The sequence below is a fragment of the Alishewanella sp. HL-SH06 genome (assembly GCF_052656265.1).
Map to the genome: position 1 here is coordinate 1,478,357 of NZ_CP199752.1, position 25,662 is coordinate 1,504,018.

General features: G+C 46.0%; 18 protein-coding genes, 6 tRNA genes and 1 other RNA gene. 12 read left to right on the forward strand and 13 right to left on the reverse strand.

Annotated features, from left to right (window positions below; translation table 11 throughout):
• Positions 1 to 251: 251 nt before the first annotated feature.
• The 7 genes from ACUJFK_RS06885 to ACUJFK_RS06915 form a co-directional block, all read right to left on the reverse strand.
• Positions 252 to 1,946 carry a putative bifunctional diguanylate cyclase/phosphodiesterase gene (locus tag ACUJFK_RS06885; RefSeq protein ID WP_445426441.1) on the reverse strand — a complete coding sequence of 565 codons (1,695 nt, stop codon included), beginning with the start codon at positions 1,944 to 1,946 and terminating at the stop codon, positions 252 to 254.
• A 355-nt stretch (positions 1,947 to 2,301) separates the two neighbouring features.
• A tRNA-OTHER gene (locus ACUJFK_RS06890) sits at positions 2,302 to 2,385 on the reverse strand.
• Between the two features lie 21 nt (positions 2,386 to 2,406).
• Positions 2,407 to 2,490 (reverse strand) — tRNA-OTHER (locus tag ACUJFK_RS06895).
• A 240-nt stretch (positions 2,491 to 2,730) separates the two neighbouring features.
• Positions 2,731 to 2,806 (reverse strand) — tRNA-Val (locus ACUJFK_RS06900).
• A gap of 21 nt (positions 2,807 to 2,827) precedes the next feature.
• Positions 2,828 to 2,903, reverse strand: a tRNA-Val gene (locus ACUJFK_RS06905).
• A 21-nt stretch (positions 2,904 to 2,924) separates the two neighbouring features.
• A tRNA-Val gene (locus ACUJFK_RS06910) sits at positions 2,925 to 3,000 on the reverse strand.
• A gap of 21 nt (positions 3,001 to 3,021) precedes the next feature.
• Positions 3,022 to 3,097: transfer RNA gene (locus tag ACUJFK_RS06915), tRNA-Val, on the reverse strand.
• A 204-nt stretch (positions 3,098 to 3,301) separates the two neighbouring features.
• On the opposite strand from ACUJFK_RS06915, the gene gltX reads away from it, so the two are divergent.
• Positions 3,302 to 4,714 carry a glutamate--tRNA ligase gene (gene gltX / locus ACUJFK_RS06920; RefSeq protein ID WP_445426442.1) on the forward strand — a complete coding sequence of 471 codons (1,413 nt, stop codon included), beginning with the start codon at positions 3,302 to 3,304 and terminating at the stop codon, positions 4,712 to 4,714.
• Between the two features lie 76 nt (positions 4,715 to 4,790).
• On the forward strand, positions 4,791 to 5,579 hold the full coding sequence (locus ACUJFK_RS06925) for a DUF481 domain-containing protein (protein ID WP_306176842.1): 789 nt from the start codon (positions 4,791 to 4,793) through the stop codon (positions 5,577 to 5,579).
• 317 nt (positions 5,580 to 5,896) lie between these two features.
• Here the strand turns inward: ACUJFK_RS06925 and serA are convergent, their stop codons facing one another.
• The 4 genes from serA to ssrS all read right to left on the reverse strand — a co-directional run bounded on the left by serA (position 5,897) and on the right by ssrS (position 8,801).
• Positions 5,897 to 7,123 carry a phosphoglycerate dehydrogenase gene (gene serA, locus ACUJFK_RS06930; protein ID WP_445426443.1) on the reverse strand — a complete coding sequence of 409 codons (1,227 nt, stop codon included), beginning with the start codon at positions 7,121 to 7,123 and terminating at the stop codon, positions 5,897 to 5,899.
• An 83-nt stretch (positions 7,124 to 7,206) separates the two neighbouring features.
• Positions 7,207 to 7,863, reverse strand: coding sequence for a ribose-5-phosphate isomerase RpiA (rpiA, locus tag ACUJFK_RS06935; protein ID WP_226749923.1), 657 nt, complete (start codon positions 7,861 to 7,863; stop codon positions 7,207 to 7,209).
• Between the two features lie 88 nt (positions 7,864 to 7,951).
• Positions 7,952 to 8,551, reverse strand: coding sequence for a 5-formyltetrahydrofolate cyclo-ligase (locus ACUJFK_RS06940; protein ID WP_445426444.1), 600 nt, complete (start codon positions 8,549 to 8,551; stop codon positions 7,952 to 7,954).
• 66 nt (positions 8,552 to 8,617) lie between these two features.
• Positions 8,618 to 8,801, reverse strand: a non-coding RNA gene (gene ssrS, locus ACUJFK_RS06945) — 6S RNA.
• Positions 8,802 to 8,966: 165 nt separating this feature from the next.
• Between ssrS and ACUJFK_RS06950 the strand changes: the two genes are divergently transcribed.
• The 8 genes from ACUJFK_RS06950 (at position 8,967) to ACUJFK_RS06985 (ending at position 21,777) form a co-directional block, all read left to right on the forward strand.
• A complete protein-coding gene (locus ACUJFK_RS06950) occupies positions 8,967 to 9,548 on the forward strand; it encodes a UPF0149 family protein (RefSeq protein ID WP_445426445.1) in 582 nt (193 codons plus the stop codon).
• An 81-nt stretch (positions 9,549 to 9,629) separates the two neighbouring features.
• Positions 9,630 to 10,931 carry a Xaa-Pro aminopeptidase gene (gene pepP / locus ACUJFK_RS06955; RefSeq protein WP_445426446.1) on the forward strand — a complete coding sequence of 434 codons (1,302 nt, stop codon included), beginning with the start codon at positions 9,630 to 9,632 and terminating at the stop codon, positions 10,929 to 10,931.
• 49 nt (positions 10,932 to 10,980) lie between these two features.
• Entirely contained in the window at positions 10,981 to 12,222 is a 1,242-nt protein-coding gene (gene ubiH / locus ACUJFK_RS06960) for a 2-octaprenyl-6-methoxyphenyl hydroxylase (protein ID WP_445426447.1), read from the forward strand.
• Positions 12,209 to 13,408 (forward strand): FAD-dependent monooxygenase, encoded by a 1,200-nt coding sequence (locus ACUJFK_RS06965; RefSeq protein WP_445426448.1) that lies wholly within the window; start codon positions 12,209 to 12,211, stop codon positions 13,406 to 13,408. Before ubiH ends, ACUJFK_RS06965 begins: the two co-directional genes overlap by 14 nt.
• A 162-nt stretch (positions 13,409 to 13,570) precedes the next feature.
• Complete coding sequence (locus tag ACUJFK_RS06970; RefSeq protein ID WP_445426449.1) at positions 13,571 to 15,427, forward strand: DUF885 domain-containing protein; 1,857 nt, start codon at positions 13,571 to 13,573, stop codon at positions 15,425 to 15,427.
• Between the two features lie 130 nt (positions 15,428 to 15,557).
• A complete protein-coding gene (locus tag ACUJFK_RS06975) occupies positions 15,558 to 16,592 on the forward strand; it encodes an efflux RND transporter periplasmic adaptor subunit (RefSeq protein ID WP_445426450.1) in 1,035 nt (344 codons plus the stop codon).
• Entirely contained in the window at positions 16,589 to 19,678 is a 3,090-nt protein-coding gene (locus tag ACUJFK_RS06980) for an efflux RND transporter permease subunit (RefSeq protein WP_445426451.1), read from the forward strand. Before ACUJFK_RS06975 ends, ACUJFK_RS06980 begins: the two co-directional genes overlap by 4 nt.
• A 359-nt stretch (positions 19,679 to 20,037) precedes the next feature.
• Positions 20,038 to 21,777 carry a PAS domain S-box protein gene (locus tag ACUJFK_RS06985; RefSeq protein WP_445426452.1) on the forward strand — a complete coding sequence of 580 codons (1,740 nt, stop codon included), beginning with the start codon at positions 20,038 to 20,040 and terminating at the stop codon, positions 21,775 to 21,777.
• Here ACUJFK_RS06985 and ACUJFK_RS06990 read toward each other — a convergent pair.
• Entirely contained in the window at positions 21,774 to 22,052 is a 279-nt protein-coding gene (locus tag ACUJFK_RS06990; protein WP_445426766.1) for a transposase, read from the reverse strand. The genes ACUJFK_RS06985 and ACUJFK_RS06990 overlap by 4 nt on opposite strands.
• Before the next feature lie 407 nt (positions 22,053 to 22,459).
• Between ACUJFK_RS06990 and ACUJFK_RS06995 the strand changes: the two genes are divergently transcribed.
• Positions 22,460 to 24,133: a Calx-beta domain-containing protein gene (locus ACUJFK_RS06995; RefSeq protein ID WP_445426453.1), complete on the forward strand. Its 1,674-nt coding sequence runs from the start codon at positions 22,460 to 22,462 to the stop codon at positions 24,131 to 24,133.
• 271 nt (positions 24,134 to 24,404) lie between these two features.
• A complete protein-coding gene (locus ACUJFK_RS07000) occupies positions 24,405 to 24,806 on the forward strand; it encodes a hypothetical protein (RefSeq protein ID WP_445426454.1) in 402 nt (133 codons plus the stop codon).
• On the opposite strand, the gene ACUJFK_RS07005 is transcribed toward ACUJFK_RS07000, so the two are convergent.
• The gene (locus ACUJFK_RS07005; protein WP_445426455.1) at positions 24,790 to 25,611 is read right to left on the reverse strand and encodes a zinc-dependent metalloprotease family protein; all 822 of its coding nucleotides are present in this window, start codon (positions 25,609 to 25,611) and stop codon (positions 24,790 to 24,792) included. The two genes, ACUJFK_RS07000 and ACUJFK_RS07005, sit on opposite strands and share 17 nt — an antisense overlap.
• Positions 25,612 to 25,662 lie beyond the last annotated feature (51 nt).

Below are 25,662 nucleotides of genomic sequence, written 5' to 3' on the forward strand. Positions count from 1 at the left end.
CAAATCATACTTTATGAAGCTTAAGTACAAATGAAGGTAATGAGGTGAACACCATAGTGTTCAAAAAAGCTAACAATGAGTTTCCCTATAGGATAAACAGCATCGGAAATTGGCAAACGGGTTCGTATTAGGCTGAGAACGTTGCCATAACGATGATCAGTATGTTACGGCGTTCGAGTAAAAATATTTGTCCTGATCACTTTACTGGCGATAAAGAATAACCGCGAGCGTCGGCTAAAACAGAACCTGTTTTAGGAACCATCGGCTTTGAACTGAGGAATGCTAGCCAAAAGGTGCTCCTTTCTTAATGGTTTAGCGAAGAAAAAACCTTGGAATTGTTTACAACCCAGCTTTTTAAGCTCGGTTAATTGTTCTAAATTTTCTACCCCCTCTGTCACTACATTAAGCCCTAATCCCTGAGCTAACAATAATATAGTAGAAACAATCTTTCGGTCTGATGCACTGTTTGTAATTTCTTTTACAAAGGATCTGTCAATTTTTAGTTCACTAAGCGGCAGATTTTTAATATAGGCTAGCGAAGAGTAGCCTGTACCAAAATCATCCAAAGAAAAACTGATACCATAGCGTCGCAAATCCTGCATTTTCTGCACTATAATGGCTGGGTTTTCTAGCAATAATCTTTCGGTTAGCTCTAGGTGCAATCGTCGAGGTTCAATTTTGTGATTGAGCAAAGATTGAATAATATCCGGAACAAAGTTTGGGTGTGCAAATTGTTTAGGGCTAACATTAACGGATAAGCGGCAACTGGCAAACTCAGGTATAGTGCTGCTCCATGTTAAAAATTGACACGCTTGCTCCAGTAACCACTCTCCCATTTTGTAAATCGCGCCATTACGTTCTGCCAGAGCTATAAATATATCAGGGCGAACAAGTTGGTTTTGATACTGCCAACGCATTAACGCTTCAAAGCCAATTAACTGTCCATGTTCATCGACTTGAGCTTGATAAACTAGAAACAGTTGTTCTGTGAGTTGTGTAGACTTTAATCCTTGGTCTAAGACTGCGGAATGTCGTTGTTCTTGATCAATTTCATTAGAGTGAAATACGAGGCCGCCCCGCTGTAGTTGTTTCGCAAATTTAAGGGCATTCTCAGCATAGCCAATAGCATTTTGGCTGTTTTCGTTGGGTTGATTAAAGTTGTAAATACCACCACTAAAAGAACAACTTATTGGCCTGTTAATAATGGTCTCTACGGTAGAAAGTTGGCATAGTACCTCTGTTAACCATCGCTTAATTTCATGTTGAGGTAACTCTGATTGAAACAACACGCCGAATTCGTCTTGGCTAGAGCGAGCAATTAACCTGAAGTCTTTATATTTAGACAATTTCTCAGCTGTTTTTCGAAGAACTTCATCACCATATTCATAACCAAAAGCCTGATTAATTTTACTGAAATCATCAGCGTCGATCATCAGTAAGTAAAAGTTCTGCTTATTTAACACCAGACCATCGATGGTGTCATTTAACGCTAATACTAAGGCGTTTCTGTTGGGTAAGCCGGTCAGTAAATCTGTATTCTCTAGTAAGTGAATTTTTTCACGTTTGGAAATACTGTCCCTAAGGTCTCTAATCATTCCCAGATAAGCGGTGCCATCGTCCATTTCTAGCTGACATACTCTCAACTCTATGGGTATGAGTTCGTCGTTGATATTTTTGGCCTGCAGCACACGTGTATTACCTATCACGCGTTTAACAAGGTTACTTCGATAATCACGTAAATAATTATCATGATGCTCAGCGTGATAGTCGACCATGAGACATTTGATATTTTTGCCGAGTAAGTTTGCCTCCGTATAGCCAAACAACGTTAAAGCTGTTTGGTTGCAATAAGTAATTAAGCCATTTTTATCAATGCTGACAACGGCATCCATGATGTTATCGAGTATTGTTCGGTTTAAACTTTCTTTCGCGGAAAATACAGCCATTAATAATCCTAAGAATTTAAAACGACAACTTTTAATACCATTAATCTATAGCATAGCTTTGATTCTATAAACCGTACAGTAATTTATATAATGACCTATAATGGGTAACTCTATGATTGGTATTGAAAAAGAGCATAGTTGATACCACGATATTTTAGAGACATCAAAACTGAGGCAGTTGTAGTGAATTAGCTGAATTCAGTGCAGTTCTCAATTAGAACTAGAGATAGACGTTGAAGTATAGGAAAGTCTCAGTTAATTATGATTGTGTCGAAAAAAGAGTAATGAGTATGCGTAAAGAGGGGCGGTGCTCTCCCAGCTGAGCTAAAAGTCCATGGGATAAATAACATCGAATTGGTGGATTGTACTGGGTTCGAAGTAGTGGCAACCGTGTCTTGGCAAAGAGCGGGCGGTGCTCTCCAAGCTGAGCTAACAATCCATGGGATAAATAACATCGAATTGGTGGATTGTACTGGGTTCGAACGAGTGGCAACCGTGTCTTGGCAAAGAGCGGGCGGTGCTCTCCCAGCTGAGCTAACAATCCGTGGGATACGTAACATCGAATTGGTGGATTGTACTGGGTTCGAACGAGTGACAACCGTGTCTTGGCAAAGAGCGAGAGGTACTGTTACAGCTGAGCTGACAACAGACGAGATGGGTTTTAAAAAAGGATATTGGTGGATTGTACTGGGTTCGAAGTAGTGGCAACCGTGTCTTGTATAAGAGCGGGCGGTGCTCTTACCGCTGAGCTAGCAACAAATAAGATCGGTTTTAAAAAAGAAGTTGGTGGATTGTACTGGGTTCGAACCAGTGACCCCCGCCTTGTAAGGGCGGTGCTCTCCCAGCTGAGCTAACAATCCGTGGGATACGTAACATCGAATTGGTGGATTGTACTGGGTTCGAACCAGTGACCCCCGCCTTGTAAGGGCGGTGCTCTCCCAGCTGAGCTAACAATCCATGGGATAAATAACATCGAATTGGTGGATTGTACTGGGTTCGAACCAGTGACCCCCGCCTTGTAAGGGCGGTGCTCTCCCAGCTGAGCTAACAATCCATGGGATAAATAACATCGAATTGGTGGATTGTACTGGGTTCGAACCAGTGACCCCCGCCTTGTAAGGGCGGTGCTCTCCCAGCTGAGCTAACAATCCACGCTGTGATGGCGCTCATTATAGGCAGCAAGAAAAGAGTGTCAACTTTATTTTCTGAAAATGCTACCGCTTGCCGCAAAAGTGAACAGCATTTTGCCTATTGCCGAAAAAGTCTGCATGAACAACGACAGCTTTGATGCATCCTGCGGCTGGCATTGCTACAATAGCCAGCTTATAGCTTGTTCAGTCAGATATGGAAAAATTATGTCATTGGTGACTCGTTTTGCCCCAAGCCCAACCGGTTATTTACATGTTGGTGGTGCTCGTACTGCCTTATTTAGCTGGTTATACGCTAAAAAGCAGGGTGGTAAATTTATCCTGCGTATTGAAGATACCGATTTAGAGCGTTCAACGCAGGCCTCGGTTGATGCCATTTTAGAAGGCATGCAGTGGTTGGGGCTGGATCACGATGAGGGTCCTTATTATCAAACTAAACGGTTTGATTTGTATAAACAGGTGGTTGCGCAATTATTAGCTGAAGGCAAAGCCTATAAGTGTTTTTGTACTGTTGAAGAAGTAGATGCCATGCGTGAAGCGCAAATGGCCGCTGGGGAAAAACCCAAATACAACGGTATGTGGCGTGACAGAACCGATCATCCGAGCGACAAGCCTTATGTTATTCGTTTTAAAAACCCACTAGATGGCGTAGTGGTAATTGACGATATGATCAAAGGCCGTATTGAAATTGCTAATGCCGAGCTGGACGATTTGATTATCGCTCGTAGCGACGGTACCCCAACTTACAACCTTACCGTAGTGGTAGATGACTGGAAAATGGGGATTACTCATGTGATCCGTGGTGATGACCATGTTAACAATACGCCTCGGCAAATGAACATTTTAGCGGCATTAGGTGCAGAGATTCCAAAATACGCACACGTACCGATGATATTAGGCGATGACGGCAAGCGCTTATCTAAGCGCCACGGCGCTGTTGGCGTGATGCAGTATCGCGATAATGGTTTCTTACCGCAGGCGTTACTAAACTATTTAGTGCGTTTGGGCTGGTCTCATGGTGATCAAGAAATTTTTAGTATTGATGAATTAAAAGATCTCTTTGATTTGTCTGCCTGTAACCGCGCACCCTCTGCTTTTAATACAGACAAGCTGATTTGGCTTAACCAGCATTATATGAAAACGCTGCCGGCAGAGCAGGTGGCTGAGCACTTAGCTTGGCATCTAGCAGAGCAAAAGCTGAATACTGAAAACGGCCCGGCGCTTACTGACGTGATTAGCGTGCAAGCTGAACGGGTAAAAACGTTGAAAGAGTTGGTAGAAGTCAGCCGATATTTTTATGAAGACTTCAACGAGTTTGAAGAAAATGCAGCGAAAAAGCATTTACGTGTTGTTGCAGCGGAACCTTTAGCGTTAGTTCATGCCAAACTGGCTGAACTTAGCACATGGGATGCGGCCAATATCCACCAAACGATTAATGCAGCAGCAGAAGCATTGGGTTTAGGTATGGGTAAAGTCGGCATGCCATTGCGTGTGGCGGTTACCGGTGGCGGTAACTCACCTGCTTTGGATCAGACGTTGTATTTAGTCGGTAAAGAGCGTGCTTTAGCGCGGATCACACTGGCACTTGACTATATAAAGCAACGCGCTGAAAGTAACTAAGCGGTTAGCCAGAGCTAGCGTCTGAAGAGCCGGCGCTAGCATTACTCAGAAACCCCATAAAGAAATTACGCCTAACATGCCTGTTTTAATACTTTTGCTCGGATTATTGTCCTTTAGTGTACTCGCCAACGAAGAACCCGAGAACGATGCGGGAACGTTGCCTGAATTTATCGATTTGGGTATTTTGGGCACCATTACGGGTGATATCGAACTCGGCTTTTTGTTTATCAACGGGAATACCGAAGCACGAGGCTGGCGGCTGGTCACCGAGATGGTGCATGACACTGAGTATTTTCGGAATAAGTATCAGTTTCAGGGGCGGTTACAAAAAAATCAATTTACCAATACAGACACCGGTGATGTGACCAGCCAAACGACCATAAAGCGTTACGCGTTCACGGGGCAAAGCAATTATAAATTCCTAAGTGGTACACAGTCATTCTTTGGCCGTGCAGCCTACGCCTATGACATGCTCGGGGCTTTTAAACAGCAAGGGCAGTTGGTAACAGGTTATGCTAACCGTATTTATGAGCACCAAGCTAACTATTTAGACTTAGAAACCGGCCCGGGTTTTGCCTATCGCGAAGCGGCATCGGGTAACACTAGCCGTGGTTTAATTTGGTTTTTAGCGGCCAACTTCGATCAAGAATTGTATAAAGGCAGTCGCTTTCGGCAAACTTTTGAGGGAAACGTATCGCTGGACGGCAATAACTCGATATTTACCAGTCGCACGTCGTTAACATCGCAAATTAATGGTCGTTTAGGCATGCGTTTAAGTTTTAGTGTGAATTATAACTCTGAGCCTGAAGGCGATGCTGAAACGACAGATACAGAAACGTCCGCTTCACTGGTTTATGCTTTTTAAATGAGTCTTACAGCTAAGCTTTAAGCTATTGAACAAAACAAAAAAGGGATTTAGGGATAATATCGAGCAGTGTAATGTTTAATATGACGCAGTTTGCTCACATCAACACGCCAGGAATAATCTCTGAGGCTCGATGATGAACTTCATTCCTGAAGTTCACCCTTCCGGGCTAGCAAAGCTGTTCAAATTCGTTCCCAACGGTTTTGTCCGGCCATCCATGGCCTTCAACAGTTGATTTAGAGCAAACAGGTCATGCTCAACTGATGTGTATTAGACTCAAGGTCATTTTTTAAGCGCATTCACTAGTTGGTGTTCAATTAGTGCAGAATACGGGCTCTTAATGTACCTGGAATCGCTTTTAATTCATTTAACGCCTGTTCACTATCTTCAGAATCAATATCAATTACCACATAACCAATTTCTTGTACGGTCTGTAAGTACTGACCAGAGATATTGATATTATGCCTTGCAAAAGCTTCGTTGATCTTGGTCAGCATACCGGGTTGGTTTTTGTGGATATGCAACAAGCGTGAGCGGCCTTTGTGCTCGGGGAGTGATACTTCAGGGAAGTTAACAGCGGATAGTGTTGAACCATTGTCACTGTATTTCACCAGCTTACCCGCCACTTCAAAGCCAATGTTTTCTTGTGCTTCTTGGGTTGAACCACCGATGTGCGGAGTCAAAATTACATTATCAAATTGACGCAAGGGTGAAACAAACTCTTCGCTGTTGCCTTTGGGTTCGATAGGGAAGACGTCAATGGCAGCGCCGGCCAATCTTTGGCTTTCTAAGGCGGCGGTGAGTGCCGGAATATCGACTACCGTGCCGCGTGAAGCATTGATCAAGATCGCGCCTTGTTTCATTAGCGCCAGTTCTGTTTCACCAATCATGTTTTGAGTTTGTACGGTTTCAGGTACATGCAAACTGATCACATCTGAGGTTTTCAGTAAGGTTTCTAAATCAACTTGTGTGGAGTTACCTAACACTAACTTGCTTTCGATATCATAAAATTGCACGCGCATACCGATATTTTCAGCCATGATGCCTAACTGCGTACCGATATGGCCATAACCAATAATACCCAAGGTTTTACCGCGGGCTTCAAACGATTGGTCTGCCGTTTTTAACCACTCGCCACGATGCGCAGCGGCGTTACGTTGTGGAATACCACGTAACAGCATAATTAATTGGCCTAATACTAACTCGGCAACCGAACGTGTGTTGGAGAAAGGCGCATTAAACACCGGAATAGCGCGAGTTAACGCGGCATGCAGATCCACTTGGTTAGTACCAATACAAAAACAACCAATCGCCATCAGTTTATTGGCGGCATCTAATACCGGCTCGGTCAGCTGAGTGCGCGAGCGAATACCGATCACATGTGCATCTTTGATTCGCTCAATCAGCTCATCTTCTGGTAACGAAGTCTTCAGATAGTCGATATTGGTATAACCATTATCTTTAAAGGTTTGTACGGCACTGTGGTGCAAACCCTCGAGCAGCAGGATTTTAATCTTGTCTTTTGCTAGCGAAAATTTTTCCATGTCACGTCTCTTGTGCTTAATTAAATTAAAAAATGCTGCCTATGATTGTCGTCGTATTGCTGCAGCTTCGGTGCTGCATTTTATTATTTTAAGGTTTGGGTGCCGTTAGCTGTGCCAACCAGCACGATATCGGCATTACGCTGAGCAAAAATACCGTTGGTGACTACACCGACAATATTGTTTAGTTGTTGTTCCAGTTGCAGCGGATCGGTGATGGCTAAGCCGTGTACATCAATGATCTGATTACCGTTATCTGTAATTACGCCTTGGCGTAAAACCGGTTTGCCACCCAATTTGCTTAATTCGCGGCTAACATAGGCGCTAGCCATTGGGATCACTTCAACCGGCAACGGGAAACGGCCCATCACGTCTACTTGCTTGCTGCTATCAACAATACAAATAAAGGTATCGGCTACGGCGGCAACAATTTTTTCTCGAGTTAGTGCGGCACCGCCACCTTTAATCATATGGCGCTGCGGGTTAATTTCGTCAGCGCCATCGATATACACATTAAAGCTCGCCACGTCATTTAAGTCGAACACCGGAATACCCAGCGCGGTTAATCGTGCTGTGGATTGCTCCGAGCTAGACACAGCGCCAGTGATTTTATGCTTAATCTCGGCTAAGGCATCGATAAAATGATTCACGGTAGAGCCGGTACCGACACCGACAATCGAGTTCTCAGGGATAAAAGCCAGTGCTGAGCGGGCAGCATTTCGTTTCATTTCATCTTGAGTCATTGCTTATCTACTTTATACGTTTAGCCATACAGATGGATATTATATCGGCTGTGTTAAAAAAAGACAGTGTTGCTTTTGCTCTGTCTGCTCAGTCGGCGTTAAAACGCCAAAAATGTGAAGGTGTCGCGATAGCCGCCATGGGCTGATCCCAGGGCGCTATGGGTAATTCAGGCCATTGCTGGCAATTATGCGCTAAACCAATTAATTGTGGTGTGCGCGCTGGCGCAGCGAGATGATTTAACGGCGCAAGCGTACGATCGTAAAAACCACCGCCCATACCCAAGCGTTGGCCACGATCATCGAAAGCGACTAAGGGCGTAAAAATAACATCGAGCTCGGCCACCGGTTTAATGTGTTGGCAATGCCAAACGGGCTCGGCAATACCGAATTTGTTTGTTCGCATCGGCATTGAAGGCAAGTAATGCTGAAATAACAAATAGCCACTGACAAAAGGATGCAGTACCGGTAAATACAGCTGTTTATTGGCGTTAAGTAAGGTGTTGATTAATGGGCTGGTATTAATTTCGGCATCGTTGCTTAGGTATAAAGCAAAGTGTTGTTGGCGCATGATGTCAGGTTGGCTAAGGATTTGCTGGCAGAGCGCAAGGGCGGCGCTATGTTGGGTTGCGGCAGAAAGGGCTTGGCGACGCTGTCGCATTTCTGTACGCAATTGCTGACGACTTAACATGTCTTGCTGCAGCCTCGCAAAATCGGAATGGCAAAGACAAACCGCAGAGCCTAAGGCGGTTTGTAAGTGTTCTCCAAGTTGCCGTAACTTATTTAAGCCCTTGAACCCAAGGTTCAAGGCGGAAGGCCAATGGTCACCGTAGGCTTCCCAGTACAAGCCGGGCCTGCACAAAAGCAACGCAAAAGCATCCCTAGGTAAAACAATTATCGGCTCAGGGACGTCAACAAGCACACAAACAACCCAGAGAACGGCTTAAGTATAACATCCGTAACGGCGCTGTCTAAATTATTCGATAAATTGCCGGTTTGTTTGCTGGTTGTTTAGGCAGCTATACGCTGTAAGCCTTTGCAGTATTGGCCAAAACGAGTGGGGGTGTTAGCATAAGCGACTTTGATTTTTTTAGGCGAGGGGTGTTATGCCCGGTTCTTTGATTCACAGCTATGATCGTTGGAGTACGGCACTTGAGCAAGCCCATGTTATGGCATCGGCCGCCGAGCTGCATGGTTTAATGAGTGGTTTACTCAGCGGTGGCTTATCTGCGAAATCGGCTGACTTCATAGCCGTGTTATACGATTTTTTAAATGATGGTCAGGCTTTACCCGCAGCGCTAAAAGCCGACGTCCAGCAGTTAATTAGCAATACTGCCATCAGCTTACAAAGCGGTGAATACGATTTTGCACTATTGCTGCCCAACGAAGATGATGCCCTGGTTGAACGGTTAGAAGCCATGGTGGAATGGACACAAGCCTTTTTAGTTGGTTTTGCGGTGCAGCAAACGGATCTGTCTTTAGTGTCAGAAGATGTGCGCGAAGCGGTAGAACAATTGACCGAAGTGACCAAAGTGGATCTTACCACCAGCTCTGATAGCAGTGCTGAAGAAAACGAAGAAGCTTATTACATGGTACTCGAACATATTCGGTTAATGGTGTTCAGTTGCTTTAACGATGTCGGGCAAAAGTTTCAAGATAAAGGCCCCGTAAGTAAAACCCTGCATTAATCTGTTGATGGGCGTTTTAGGCTAAGCGAAAGGTGCGCTTAGGCCAAATACAGCTTGGCAGATGACCCAAACCGAGGCTTTATGTTACCCGAATATTTTCAGCAACGTCGTCAACAACTGCTTGCGCAACTACCCGAGCACAGTGTGGCGATTATCGCCGCGGCTTCAGAGCAAACGCGCAGTCGTGACACCGAGTATCCCTTTCGCCAGCATAGCGATTTTTGGTATTACACCGGCTTTAACGAGCCAGATGCCTTACTGATTTTAAGCAAAGCAACCGATGCTGACACCACCAGTTTACTGCTGTGCCGCGACAAAGATGCTTTCGCTGAAATGTGGCAAGGTCGACGCTTAGGCCCCGCAGCGGCGTTTAAAACACTGGGGCTTGAGGCCTGTAGTCAAACCGAGCAGCAAACACAGCTGACTCAGGCGTTAAATGGTAAAACGGCGGTATATCTTAATTTAGGTGAACACCCAGGCTTAGAGCAGCAAATTAGTCAGATCATGACGGTGTTGCGTCAGCGTGAAAAGCGTGGCGACATTGCCCCGACGGCATGGCACGATTTACGACCGCTCAGTAGTGAACAGCGCTTGGTTAAACAACCGGAAGAATTGCACATTATGCGGCAAGCGGCGCAGATCAGCAGTCAAGCGCATCAGCGTGCGATGCGTTCTTGTCAGGTCGGTGCCTGGGAATATCAGCTGGAAGCGGAGATTTTGCATGAATTTGCCCGTCAGGGCGCACGTTTTCCCGCGTACAACAGCATCGTTGGCAGTGGCGAAAATGGCTGTATTTTGCATTATGTTGAAAATGCCAGTCAGTTGGCGGATAACAACTTAGTTTTGATTGACGCCGGCTGTGAGTTGCAAGGTTATGCTGCCGACATTAGCCGTACCTTTCCGGTTAATGGGCGTTTTACACCTGAGCAAGCAGTCATTTATCAATTGGTGTTAGACGCACAGCTTGCGTGTATTGCTGCCGTGAAACCCGGTTGTACCTTTGCCGATTTAAACTCTTTAGCGGAACAAATCTTAACCACGGGCTTAGTTGCGCTGGGTATATTACAAGGTGAGTTGACTGAACTTATTCAGCAAAAAGCCTGTAAACAATACTTCATGCACGGTATTGGTCATTGGCTAGGTTTAGATGTGCATGACGTAGGGGCTTATAAAATCGCGGGGCAAGATCGACCCTTTGTCGCCGGTATGGTGTTAACCATCGAACCGGGTCTGTATTTTCCTGCCGGTTGTGCCGCCACTGCAAAATGGTGGGGGCTTGCGGTGCGAATTGAAGACAATATTTTGGTAACGGCTGATGGCTACGAGAACCTTACCGCCAGCTGTGTAAAAAGCATTACCGAGATAGAGCAGTTAATGAAGTGAAGCCTGTTTCATCTGATAAACCGGCTAATTTGCTAGGAAAAGTGCTTGCATGAAAACCATAGAGCCTTCAGCCGCGCCAGAGCAGGCATCCAGCCCGCAGGGCGCAGCAAACTTTGATTTGGTTATTGCCGGTGGCGGTATGGCAGGCTCTATGCTTGCGTTGAGCATTGCCCAGCGTTGCCCCGAACTGACTATCGCGATAGTCGAGCAGCAAGCGGCCAGAGCGCCGCAAGCCAGTTTTGACAGCCGCAGTATTGCTTTGGCTGCGGCCAGTGTCGAACAGCTTCAGCAATTAGGTATTTGGGCGGAATTAGCCCGCCACAGCTGCCCTATTTTACAGATCGCCGTATCCGATCGCGGCCATTTCGGTAAAACTTGGCTTTCAGCTGCAGAATATCGCTTACCGGCATTAGGCCAAGTTGTCGAAGTGGAACACCTAGGCGCGGTATTAACGGCGAAGTTGGCGCACTATCCGCAAATCACGCGTTATCAACCCAATCAAATTAGTCAACTGCAAAGCCGTCAAGCGCAGCAACAACTGACTTTACAAGATGGCTGCGCTATTGCTGCTCGTTTACTGGTCATTGCCGAAGGTGGCCAATCGGCTACTCGTCAACTTGCCGGTATTACCCAAAGTGAACAGCCTTATCAGCAAACCGCGATCATTTGTAATGTGGCTATTGCTCAGCGCCATCAGCACAAAGCTTATGAACGTTTTACCGAGCATGGACCTTTAGCTTTGCTGCCGTTAGTGGATAATCGCTATTCAGTCGTTTGGACCGTTAGCCCCGAGCAAGCCGAGCAGTTAATGGCTTTGTCTGAGCCTGATTTTTTGGCAAAATTACAACAAGCCTTTGGCTATCGTGCAGGGCAATTTACTGGCTGTGGTCAGCGAGCATGTTATCCCTTGGTGCTACGACAAAGCCCGCAAGTGGTCGGGCATCGGTTGGCGTTACTTGGTAATAGCTTACACAGCTTGCACCCGATTGCCGGACAGGGCTTTAACTTAGCCTTACGCGACATTGCCTCTTTAAGCGATCTGCTTGCCAGCGGCACTTTAGACGAAGTGGGCACTTACCCGCAGTTACGCCGTTATCAGCTGGCGCGACAAGCCGATATGGCGCAAGTGATCCAACTGACTGATGCGCTGGTGCGCAGCTTTTCGAATCGCTCTCGTTTAATTGCCTTGGCGCGCAATGTGGGGTTGTTAGCATTATTACTGAATGATCAGTTAAAACAGCCATTAGCACGGCAAACCATGGGCTATGGAACCTCTTATGCAAAATCTTGATATTACTATCGTCGGTGGCGGCAGTGCGGGGCTTACTTTGGCATTGTTATTGGCGCCCTTAGGTTTACAGATTGCGGTGGTAGAGCAAGGCGCTGCGCCGACATCGGCCGAGTTAACCTATCAGCGCGTCAGTGCGTTAAATCCGGCTTCGATGCGTTTACTCAGTCACTTAGGTGTGGCAGACCCTATTATGGCGCAAGCGGCGGCTTACTCCTCTATGGCAGTGTGGGAAGCGGATAGCTTTGGACGAATTGAATTTAGTGCAGAGCCACCGCAGTTACCGCAACTGGGTTGGATCTGCGATAACGAAGGGATCCGCCAGCAGTTATATCAGCAGCTACAAACACACAATAATGTGCAGTGTTTCTTTCAAGCAAAGATTAGCCAGTTGGCGCAAACCGAGCGCGAAGTATTAGTGCAGCTCGCCAGCGGTGACATTTTATTAAGTCAGTTACTGGTGGGCGCTGATGGGGGCAATTCTTTTGTACGGCAGCAGCAACAGCTACCGTTAACGCATTGGGATTATCAGCAGCAGGCGATTGTGGCGCGTATTCATTGCCAAGAACCGCATCAAGGCGTGGCGCGACAGGTATTTTTACCCACCGGGCCGCTAGCATTATTACCCTTACCCGATGCACAGCAATGCTCTATTGTTTGGAGTGCCGACACGGCACGGGCAGAGCAGTTACTGGCCTTAGACAATAATGCCTTTAATCAGGCATTATCGGCAGCGAGCCAAAGCGTCTTGGGCTGTTTAACCCTGACGAGCGAGCGGCATGCTTTTCCACTGACGATGCGTTATGCCAGTGAGTGGGTGCGAGGGCGGGTTGTGTTAGTGGCCGATGCTGCGCACAGTATTCACCCTTTGGCGGGCCAAGGTATGAATTTAGGTTTAATGGATGTGGCCGCGTTAGCGCAGATTATTGAAAAGCAACTGCAAAGCGGTAAAGCCTTGGCAGAACCCCGTGCATTACTGGCCTATCAGCGCTGGCGTAAAGCCGAAGCGCAAAGCATGATCGCCACGATGGAAGCCTTTAAACGGGGTTTTAGTAACAAGCAACCGGCACTGAAATTATTACGTGGTGTGGGCTTGTTACTGGCAGATAAACTGCCAGGTTTAAAACAAAAGCTGATGGCGGCTGCGCTGGGTAACAGTGGCGACTTACCCGACATTGCCAAGTATTAAACGGGGCTTTAGGCTGTTTGCCGTCAGGCGCAGCCCTTTGTTATCGCCAGCGCAAGGCTCAGCACCTTTCTCGCAACACTCTGCAACACAAATTCTTTAGACTAACCGGCTTATACGCGTTAGTCTTGAGAGGACATCAGCTCCTCAACAAGGATTTTAACCATGCGTAAGTCTTTAATTGCTTTAGGTTTAGCCGCTTTTCTGGCCGGTTGTGGCGAAGCACCAACCACACAAACGAGTCAAACTGTGGATACCGTTGCCGCACAACCACAAATTTCTGAAACAGCACGACTGAATCAGTGGTTTGAAACAAAGTACGAAGAACAGTTACAGCAAAGCCCATTACGTTTGACCATGTTGGGGCGCAAAGACTTATACAACCAAGTCGATGATGTCTCAATCGCAGCAGAAGAGGCGCAATTGGCTTGGTTAGCGGCTACAGTGGCAGAACTGACCAGCAGCTTTGATTACAGCCAACTTGATTTAGAAGCACAAACCTCTTACGACATCTGGGTTTATCAGTACGAACAAGCAAAAAACGGCGTGCAATTTCGCAAGAACACTTATGTATTCAACCAGATGCAAGGTATGCATGCGTTGTTACCACAAATGCTGATTAATTTTCACAAAGTGGATAACAAAGAAGATATGCAGGCCTATGTGTCGCGTATCGAAGGCATCAGCCGCGCGATTATGCAATTACTGGAGCGCACCAAGGCCAATGCAGCAGAGGGTTTTCGGGCGCCTCGTTTTGCCTATGAAGGGATCATTGAGCAAATCGATAATTTGATCACCGGTGCGCCATTGCTCGATGCGCCGCAAGATATCCCATTGTGGAGCGATGCAAAAGCGAAGATCGCCGCACTGACCAGCGCGGATAAACTCAGTGATAAAGAAGCCGAGCAACTGACCAATGATGCCAAAGTGGCGCTGCAGCAGCATTTTTTACCCGCTTATACCGCATTAAAACAATGGTTAGCAGAGGACGTGAGCAACACCGACGAGATTTCGACGGGTGTGGGCAAGCAAGAAAACGGTGTTGCTTATTACGATTACATGCTAAATGTTTCCACTACTACCTCGTTAACCGCTGAGCAAATTCATCAGATTGGCCTAGATGAAGTTGAACGCCTGACGAAAGAGATGATTGCCATTAAAGATCAGGTGGGGTTTGACGGTGATTTAGCGGCCTTTTTCAAATTTATTAAAGCAGACGATCAATTTTACTATCCCAATACCGATGAAGGGCGGGAAGGCTACCTTGCCGACTCACGGCAATATCTGGCTTTTATTGAAGAAAAATTACCTGAGTATTTTGGCATTTTACCCAAGGCAGGATTGATCGTGAAACGGGTAGAGGCATTTCGTGAGCAGCCAGGCGCAGCGCAGCATTATTTTCCTGGCACGCCTGATGGTGCCAGACCGGGCATTTACTACGCGCATTTATCTGATATGCGCGCCATGCCAAAAAACGAAATGGAAGCCATCGCTTATCATGAGGGTAGCCCTGGCCACCATATGCAAATCTCCATTGCACAAGAGCTTACCTCGGTACCGACTTTCCGCACCCAAACTGGTTTTACCGCTTATGTCGAAGGTTGGGCGCTGTATTCAGAATTGTTAGCGAAAGAAATGGGCGCTTATGAAAACCCTTATTCAGATTTTGGCCGTTTAATTACCGAGATATGGCGCGCAGTGCGTTTAGTGGTAGATACCGGTTTACATAGTAAAGGCTGGACTGAGCAGGAGGCTATTGAATACTTCTTAGCGAAAACCCCGATAGCTAACGAAGCGGTGCGATCAGAAGTTCGCCGTTATATTGTGTGGCCTGGGCAAGCGACCGCCTATAAAATTGGCATGATCAAAATACTGGAATTACGTAGCCACGCGCAGCAGCAACTGGGTGAGCGTTTCGATATTCGCGCTTTCCATGACACCGTGCTTGGTGGCGGTGCCTTGCCGCTAGCGGTGCTGGAAAAACGCGTCAACAATTGGATTGCTCAAGTCAAAGCGAGCTAAGCCAGTATTACCATACTGACCAGCTATCTCCTCAAAAAGGCTGTTTATCGCGTATAAACAGCCTTTTTTGATCATCACCGTTAAAAAGTGCGTATCGTCTGGGTTAACTTAATTATGCAAAGGACTTCACATGACACTTTTTCGGCTAATCATAGTCAGTTTGGCTATTGTCTTTTTTAGCCCGGCACAGGCACAGCAAGCTAGGGGAGGGCAGGCTGCACAAGTTATTGTTATGCCATTGAGTTTCGAGCAGCAAAGCAGCCGCATCGAAGCGGTGGGTACAGCCGAGGCCGTGCGCTCAGTGGTGATTTATCCTGCTGTTGCCGATAAAGTCACCGCAGTAAATTTTTTACCCGGACAGTTAGTTGAGCAGGGTGATGTGTTGCTGCAATTAGACGATCGCCGGCAACAAGTCGCCGTGGATCGTGCCACAATCCAATTAGCGGATGCAGAGCGCACCGTTAACCGTTTACAAGAAAGTCGCCAGCGAGGCGCTATCGCGCAAAGTGATTTAGATGACGCTATTACTAACCGCGACTTATTAAAAGTACAAATGGCCGAAGCCAAAACCAATCTTGAAGATCGAACGGTACGCGCACCCTTTAGCGGCGTAGTAGGGCTTACGGATGTCGAAGCGGGTGATCGCATCACCTTGCAAACTCCGATCACCACTTTGGATAATCGTGAACAATTACTGGTTAATTTTGTGGCGCCAGAAGCCGCCTTACCCATTTTATCGGCACAGGGTTCGGTGTCGTTACAGCCTTGGTTATCGCAAGGTGAAACGATAGCGGCGGTAATCAGCCAAGTGGATTCACGTATCGATACCGCCAATCGTAGCATTCGTGCCAGAGCCCTGCTTGATAACGCCCAAGACCAGTATCGGCCTGGTATGAGCTTTCGAGTGATTTTAGAGTTGAAGGGTGATAGCTTCGCCGTGGTGCCAGAAGCCGCGCTACTGTGGGGAGCAACCAGCGCTTATGTCTGGCTCATGCAAGATAACAAAGCGGTGCGGGTTGATGTACAAATTATACAGCGACTCAGCGGCCGTTTATTAGTCGCGGGCGCCTTAAACGCCGGTGATATGCTGATCGTTGAAGGCGTGCAGAGCTTACGCAATGGCCAGGCAGTAACCGCTGTTGCTACCGAGGGCAGTGTCTTATGAGCCAGCCGAATATCCAGAACGATTTACCGTCGTTATCGATCCGCCGTCCCGTGTTAATTGTGGTGTTAAATCTGCTGATTATCATCGCGGGTTTAGCGGCGTTGAATGCCATTGAAGTACGAGAATTACCCGATGTTGACAGACCAATAGTGTCCGTAACGGCCGCTTACCCAGGCGGTTCGCCAGAAACCGTGGATACCGAAGTCACCAGTAAGCTTGAAGGGGCAGTGGCACGGGTCAGTGGTGTTAAATCTATAAATGCCTCAAGCGAAGAGGGCAGTTCTCGTATTCGCGTTGAGTTTAGACCCGGTACTAATTTAGATGACGCCGCCAATGAAACGCGTGAAGCCGTCAGTCGGGTGCAGCGCGAATTACCGAATGGTGTGGAGCGTTTAGCCATTATCAAAGCGGATAATGATGCGGAGTCGGTGGTGAGTTTAGCCGTGTCGAGTAAAACCTTGGATCTGGAAAGCTTAACCGAACGCGTTGAAACGGATTTAGCACCGATGTTTTTAAGCATTCCGGGTGTGGCTGACGTACGCTTAAATGGCGACCGCGAACGCGTGCTGCGCGTTTTGCTCGATCCACTGCGTTTAACCAGTTTTAACTTATCGGTTACTGATGTGGCTGCAGCACTGCGCTTAGCGCCTTTTGATGTGCCTGCGGGCAGCATGAAATCCACCGATCAGCAGCTTATTGTGCGCGCAGATGCTACGTCGATTACTGCAGAGCAAATTGCCGATATTATTGTCAGTGGTAACACCCGAATTGGCGATGTGGCCACCGTGTATTTTGGCCCGGCAGATGCAGGCAGTTTAGTTCGGCTAGATGGTAAACCGGTGATTGGGTTAGGGGTGGTACGACAGGCTCGCTCCAATACCATTGAGATCTCAGACGAAGTGTTAGCCATGGTGAAGCAACTGGAAAACCGCTTCCCTGATTTAGAATTACAAGTGACCTCAGATGATGCCGAGTTTATCCGCAGCTCGGTGAAAGAAGTGTTGACCTCTTTGGTGCTGACCATCTTAATGGTTATTGCCACCTTGTGGCTGTTTATCGGCTCTGGCCGTGCCACCATCGTTCCGGCTTTGTCGATCCCTGTGTCGCTGATTGGTGCTTTAGCGGCCATTTGGTTAATGGGTTTTTCAATTAATATCTTAACCTTGCTTGCACTTGTTTTAGCCACGGGTTTGATTGTGGACGATGCCATCGTGGTAACCGAAAACATTCAGCGGCGTCGAGCTATGGGGTTGGGCGCGCGCGCTGCCGCCGTTATTGGCACGCGTGAAGTGTTCTTTGCTGTGGTGGCCACCACTGCTGTATTAGTGGCGGTGTTTGTGCCTATCGCTTTTTTACCTTCTACCGCTGGTCAGTTATTCCGCGAATTTGGTGGTGTTTTGGCTATCGCAGTGATTATTTCGTCTTTTGTGGCGTTATCACTGGTGCCCGCACTAACTGCGAGGTTGCCAATTAAATCAGGCGGTCAATCGCGTTTAGCGACGTTCGGTAACAAAATTTTGCAGGGTTATCAACGCACCTTACATTTTGCCTTAGATAAGGCATGGTGGGTATTTTTAGCCAGCGTGCTTGCTGCAACAGCCGCACTGACTGTGGTGAGTGTGCTGGATAACGAGCTGCTTCCCACAGAAGATCGCGGTAGCATCCGTGTTTTTGCCCGTGGCCCTGATGGTGTGGGCTTGAATTTTATGGATCGCCAAGCGGATAAAATGGAAGATATTTTGCTGCCTTATGTCAACGGTGGTGATATCGATTCTATTTATACGGTTGTCGGCCAGTGGGATCCTAACCTCACCTTCATTACGGTGCCATTAAAACACTGGGATGAGCGTAAGCGTTCACAACAAGAGATTATTAATGAGATCCGTGGGCCATTGGCTGCGATACCGGGTGCGCCAGCGCGGGCTTTTGGTTCAAACAGTTTGAATTTACGTGGCCAAGGCGGTGGTCTGGAATTGGCTTTAACTGGGCAAAGCTACAGTGAAATATTTGCTGCAGCCCAGGCTTTTGCTAATGTGATCCAGCAGCAAATCCCCGAACTGGGTATGCCACGTATTTCGTATCAACCGACCCAGCCCCAGCTTAGAGTAAATATTGACCGACGTCGGGCGCAAGAATTAGGTGTGCCGTTATCCGATATCGCTACCACCTTAAGAGTAGCGATTAATGGCGATGACTTAGCCGACTTAAATGTTGGCGATCAAGCTGTACCGATTATCTTGCAAGCGCAAACTTCGAAAATTAACGACCCTTCTGATCTGGCGAATTTATATGTGGGTTCTCGGGATGGTGGCTTAGTGCCGTTATCAAGCTTGGCTTCTATTTCTGAAGAGGGCGTTGCCGCTGAACTTGAACGCCAAGCGCAGCGTCGTGCGATTGAGCTTGATTTGGAGTTACCGCCAGAATTACCGCTGCAAGAAGCGGTAGCGCAGTTGCGTGAGCTGGCGGAGCAACATTTACCCGATAATATTGGCTTAATCTTTTTGGGTGAAGCACAAACGTTCGAGGAAACGGCCCGCGAAGTCACCATGACCTATGTGCTGGCTTTTGTCATCGTGTTGTTAGTATTAGCGGCGCAGTTTGAAAGCGTAAACAGTGCGGTGGTGGTGATGGCTACGGTGCCCTTTGGTATTGCTGCGGCGTTATTTGCGCTTTTTTTAACCGGCACCTCGATCAACATTTACTCGCAAATAGGCTTGGTGATGCTGATTGGCTTATTAGCGAAAAATGCCATTTTGTTGGTTGAGTTTGCTGATCAGTTGCGTGACCAAGGTCTTAATGTGCGCCAAGCGGTAGAGCGTGCGGCCAGTATTCGCTTACGCCCCATCACCATGACGCTGCTTTCTACTTTATTGGGTGCTTTACCCTTGATTTTATCTACCGGCGCGGGCGCTGAAGCGCGCAACGCCATTGGTTGGGTGGTCTTCGGTGGTTTAGGCATTGCGGTGTTATTCACGTTATACCTGACACCCGTGTTGTACCTAGCCTTAGCACGTTTTGCCAAACCAAGAGCCGATGAAAACAAGCGCTTGAAAACCGAGCTAGAGCATGCGGAGCAATTTGAGTAACGGATGGGCTTTTACCTGTGCAGCTAAACTGATAAAGCTGCACAGGTTTTGCTTTTTCGCTTGATTACGCTGATAAGGTTAGGTTTGAAAAGTTAAATGGTGTCAAAGCAAAAACTTATGGAACAAATGAGATATGAATTAGAAGTGCTGCATTGAGGCAAAATTTAAGGCCTGATGCTATGTCAGTCGGCTATAAAGCCTTGTTGTTATAACTGACTAATTAGCCTAAGCATTATTTTCATCCCCTTTTAATAACAGCTGCTACACTTAACATGTTTAAACTTCTTTGCTCTTGATGAATTGTCTTTTCCACACCTTAAATTTAACTATCGTATTATTTCAGTGCTTAGGATAATCATATGTTTAATTTAACAACCTCAGCTGCAGAACAAGCGTTAAAGCAAGCCATTATTGCAATTGTTACCATTGACGAGAAAAATAATATTACTTTTTATAATGCGGCTGCACAGAAGCTCTGGGGCTATGAACCAAACGAAGTGCTGGGCAAAAACATCAGAATATTAGTCCCGCATGAACATAAATCAAACCATGATTCTTACGTAAATCATCATCGCACCACAGACCAAAATAAAATTGTGGGTAGCTCGCGAGAAGTCGAGCTAGAAACAAAAGCCGGTAAGCGGATTTGGGTTCAGCTTTCTTTGTCACAAGTGATGGTCGGTGGTAAAAAACATTACACCGCTTTTGTCAGAGATGTCAGTGCCGAGCGTGAGGCTCGTCTCACGGTCGAGCAAATACTTGAACAAGCCTTAGACGCTGTTGTGTCAATTGATGAGAACAATAATATTACTTTTTATAATTCTGCTGCTGAAAAGTTGTGGGGATATCAACGTGCTGAAGTTCTTGGGCAAAACGTCAAAATGTTGGTGCCGCAAGCCATTCAATCTAGACATGATGATTTTGTAAACGCTAACCGAAAAACGGGTCAGGATAAAATTGTTGGCACGAGCCGAGAAGTAGAAATTTTTCGTAAAGATGGCAGCACTTTATGGGGAAGCCTATCCCTGTCGAGAGTTAAATTAGGCGGCCGCACCTTATACACGGCTTTTTTACGTGATGTAACCGAAGAAGTAGAAAAAAGAGAGATGCAGCGAATGTTGTCTCTGGTGGCAAATGAAACGGATAATGCGGTAATTATCAGTGATGCTGATGGCCTCATTGAATACGTTAACAATGGCTTTGTGCGATTGACTGGTTATACCTTAGCAGAAGTGAAAGGCAAAAAACCTGGAAAGGTTTTGCAAGGTAAAGAAACCAATCCAGAGACTATCAACACCATTAGAAAGCACTTGCGCGAACGCACGCCATTTTACGATGAAGTTTTGAATTATAGAAAAGATGGTAAGCCATACTGGACGTCATTATCGATTAACCCTGTAATCATCGATGGCGTGTTAGTGAATTTTATCGCCGTTCAGGCTGATATTACTAAAGTGAAACAAATGGCGTTAGATTTTACCAACAGACTTAATGCTATTGGTGAAGCGCTTTGCATTATGGAGATTACGCCACAAGGTGAATTGATTGAGGCAAATCATTTACTCACTGACACATTAAAAGGCCTAATGTCAGTGTCAGAATTTGCACCACATGTTTTTAAAGCGTTAAGCCAAGAAGAACAAGCCTCACTTGAAAAAGAAGGTTATGTTTCGAAACTATTTGAAGTAGGTCATGGTAGTAACTTTAAAGCATTTGATGCTCGGATGTGTGTATTACGCAGTTTTTCGGGTGAGATAGGGCGTTTGGTCTTTTTTGCTATAGATGTCAGTATCCGCAAAAGAGCTGTTAATGAAACACAAGTTTCTATGGAGAGCTTGGTTAAAACCAGTCAAACCATCAGTAATATTGTTGCTACTATCAATGGTATTTCTGAGCAAACCAATCTATTGGCTTTAAATGCAGCAATTGAAGCGGCTCGTGCTGGTGAGGTAGGGCGTGGTTTCGCCGTTGTTGCCGATGAAGTAAGAAACTTGGCGGGGAACTCAAAAGATTCATCTAATGAAATTAAGGTATTAGTTAAAGATACGGTTCAAAAAATTGAACATGTTGCAAAATTAATCAAGCAAATCGACAGTTAATACCCAACATCCAGCAATATCAGCGCTAATGCAGCTAAATGGCTTTGTAGCGGTAACAAGCTTATTCGGTGTATTTTTGTACTACCATTTTGCTCGAATCTCAGGCCAAACAGCATGCTTTTTATATCCCTGAAGCTCTCTTCTATCAGCATACGTTGGCGGTAAATTGATACGACTTGTTTGCTATGATGGCTGCTCTGCGGCAAGTTAGAAGCAAGTAGCCATGGCTCTGTGTTACCTCGGGCATGTGTTTGGGAGGTTTTTGGCCGCATCATACCGCCATCTGCATTACGCAAATGGTGACCTTTGCTTAACTGCCAGTAGCAAAACGCCAGTCTAGTGTGGGAAGTATAAAGGTTTGGTTGTGCCAAGCGCGCTCTGAAGTTGCTGCGTTCAAAACACGATTAACGCCTCTTTCTGATGCGATGAGCTATACTTTATTTTTTAACTCTCTGCCGAGATTTCATCATAGCTACGCTCTTGCTTTATCGCTCAAATGGCTGTTGGTCATTCTTTGTTTGATCCGATGCAGTAGGGGTTAGCGTTTTATAAATAGGCTTGAGCCGTCGCCTTGAAAAAACGGCATAGTTGTACAAGTTGAGTATGACGCATCTGTTAAGGAGCAGGTTCGCAGAGCGACCACGTTTCCTTATGTCAATAAACAACTTAGGAAACGTATTTTATGCTAAAGACCCTCAGTTTTTCGCTGTTAGCGCTATCGTCAGTTATGGCTTTTGCCGAGTCTTATCCCGATCGTACACTTGATGTTAATGCGCCACCCCTGTTATTGCAGTCAAACGGCTTTACTTATCCGGCGCAGACACATTTAGAATCGGAAGCTTTGGTTCATGATGTGGTGTTTTTCTACTCAAACGACATGCTGGATTACTTTCAGAATGATGTTGAGCAGCTGCTTGCTTATGTTGAAGGGGCCGTGAAGATTAATAATGACAGTTTTCGACGCCAAGATATTCCATTGCGCCGCAGAATTGCTGGGGTGGTGGCGCTACCCGCTGATTTAGTTTACGACGATAAAGCGGAGCGCGAAGAACGGCTTAATAATTTACGCAGTGTGTATTTCAACAGAACCTATGATTTTAGTTTTTACTACGATACCTCTTATGTCGTGGCACTTAACCGTTATTACCCGGATATTGTCGCCTCTATTGGTTTGGCTGAAGTAAGCGGTAAATATTCTTGGGTCTCTCCGGTTGGGCTCGGTTTAGCCGACCGTACTTTAGCGCACGAGCTAGGGCACAACGATGGTTTTATTCATGATACCGAAAGTTATAATAGTTACACCACGGCTGAGCGCACGCTTTTAGCTGCGCCATTCGCTCGTGGTAGCACCTGTGGTAACTTTGACAGTATTATGAAAAGTGCTAATGGTAATCGCAGCGAAGGGTTTTTTTCATCGCCTTTAGTAAGCAACAGCCAAGGCGTAGCTTGTGGGGTAAATGAAGAAGCGGATGCCGCACGAGCTTATAAAGAAGCCATTGTCAGTCTGATCCCTAATCGTCAGCGCCCCTTCACCAACAATAAACCTGCAAAAGCTGCCTCTGGCACTGTTGCTTTATCGTTGCCGAGTGCAGTGATCACTGAAGGGCAAACCTTAATCGTTGAAGTAAACTGGTCGGGTGCGGCATTAGGTGATGTTGTGCAGTTAATTACGCGCAAAGCGACTGCGGATCTCACCGATTTTCAGTCAACGCTTCAAAGTGTCTACTTTGATGGCAGCAACACCACAAGCCAAGTGAGCGTAGCAACCTTCCAAGATACGGTGTTTGAGCAAGATGAGGTGTTCGTTGTAGAGCTGATCCATCCTTATGGCGTCAGTATTGCCAGCAATGCCACATCGCAAACCGTGACGATCACCTCAGATGACATGGGTAATCCCGGTGTGATTAACTTTTCACAAAACACGTTGCAGTTATCTGAAGGTGAGAATGCCAATTTAACGCTTAATCGTACAAATGGTGCCGATGGTCAAATTAGCGTTACGGTGTTGGCTGAAGCTGGCAGTGCCACTGCTGACGATTTTACCCCAATAAACCGTGAAGTGGTGTTTGCCAATGGTGAGCTGAGTAAAACCATTAATGTTGCGGCCACAGCCGATTTGCTTGCCGAACCTGCTGAAACTTTTACCGTGCGCTTAACGGGCAACAGCCAAGTGATTGGCACCAATAATAGTGTCAGTGTCACTATTAACGCCTCTAGTGCTCCAGCATCGGGTGGCAACGCCGAAAGTAACAGCAGTTCAGGCGGCGGTAGCAGTAACCTGTCGGCACTTTGGTTGTTAGTGTTAGTGGCGCTGCGTCGGCGCTTTGCTAATACCCCTCACGGGGGAAGGGCTTAAAAATTGCATTGTGAAGCCACAACACGTTTTAAAACGGATATGCCGCTATGTTGGGAAATTAAAGGCGTTACGCCAAAGTTTAAGGGCGCTTTCAACGTTTGATAGGGAGCAGATGGCCAGTGAAGCCGTTTAAGTTAACTTCCAAAACTCGCTATTTTCTGCTCTGAGAAAAACTGAATTTTTTAAATGTGTTATGCAGTTTTGCTATCAAATTAAGCTCGCAAAGCTTTTATCGATAGCGCTTAAGCATAAAATTAATACGAGAGAATTAATGAAAGCACCTTACCTATTGAGAACACTACTTTTTGTTATTATTTTATTTAACGGGAATAGTGCCGCTGATGAGCTTTATCTAACAATCGAAGAGCGCGAACAGCAGGCTGTTTTAGTTGTGAGTGCTGAGGTTGTTAGTTTAGTACCGCTAAAGTTTTCAGAAGATTTGTACGAGCGAAAGGTCGCTATTCTTGCAATTCAAAATATCAGCAAAGGCAATTCGAACGCTGAATTTATATTAGTGTCAGTGGGTTATTATTGGCCTTATGGGATGTTGAATAGCCAAGATATTAACGTTGAGGTAGGTATGAAAGGTACTTGGTTTCTTACTAAAGAAATAGAAACGGGGCTATTTAAATTAAATAGCCCAAGTGATGTGGTGATTAACCCATTAAACTAGCTTGATTATTTTTCTTTCTTAATTGGAAAAACAGCATTAAGCAGGCAGATAAAAACAAGATTATTGCAGGGGGTTCTGATACCGCTGCTGATCTTTCACCTAAGTTATTGACTAAAATTCCCATATTGTCATAGCTAAAGGCTCTATCTTTTAACCTTTCGCTATTAGGCATATTAGAGGGGGCCGCTCCAGTTGCCATTAAGCCCCATGCTGATTCGCCAGGGTTAGGTTGCGCTAGCGTTGGATGAGCTAACCCTAAGCCATGCCCAATTTCATGTGATAAGGTTCCTGCAATCGCATTAACGGCTTCGTTAGTATCCCAAGAGAAACCTGCATTAATGGTAAGGGCAGAAAAAATGTTATTAGAAAAGATCGACCCAAAAATAGTGTTTGGCGCAATTGTTGAGCTAGAAACACAGGTATAACATGCTACGCCGAGCCCATTAAAAGGGCTTGAAGATAATCGTGATCCTACTTGAATTGTATAGTGGTTCGGATCGATAGCGGACACATCGTCAGTGACAGCTGCTTTTATAAAATCAATATTTAATTGTTTATCGTTGCTGATAAAGCCATAAAGACTACTATTGTAAAAATCATTTCGAACGGCTGTCATGATGGCATCCGTTAGTGAGTTAAAGGCGCTTGCTGCGAATCCTGCTTGAGTCACGTCAAATGCAGATGTAGTGTTTCCCCACATATCAGTCGAGGTAGAGGTAAAATCAACTTTTATTAGTAATGCGTTAGCCGAATAACTGGTTATCGCGAACAAAAAAAGGGCTAAAAAGCTTACCTTTTTTAACATAAATCCATCCCGCTGTTTAAATTGTTGTACTCAGAATTAAACTATAGCCTA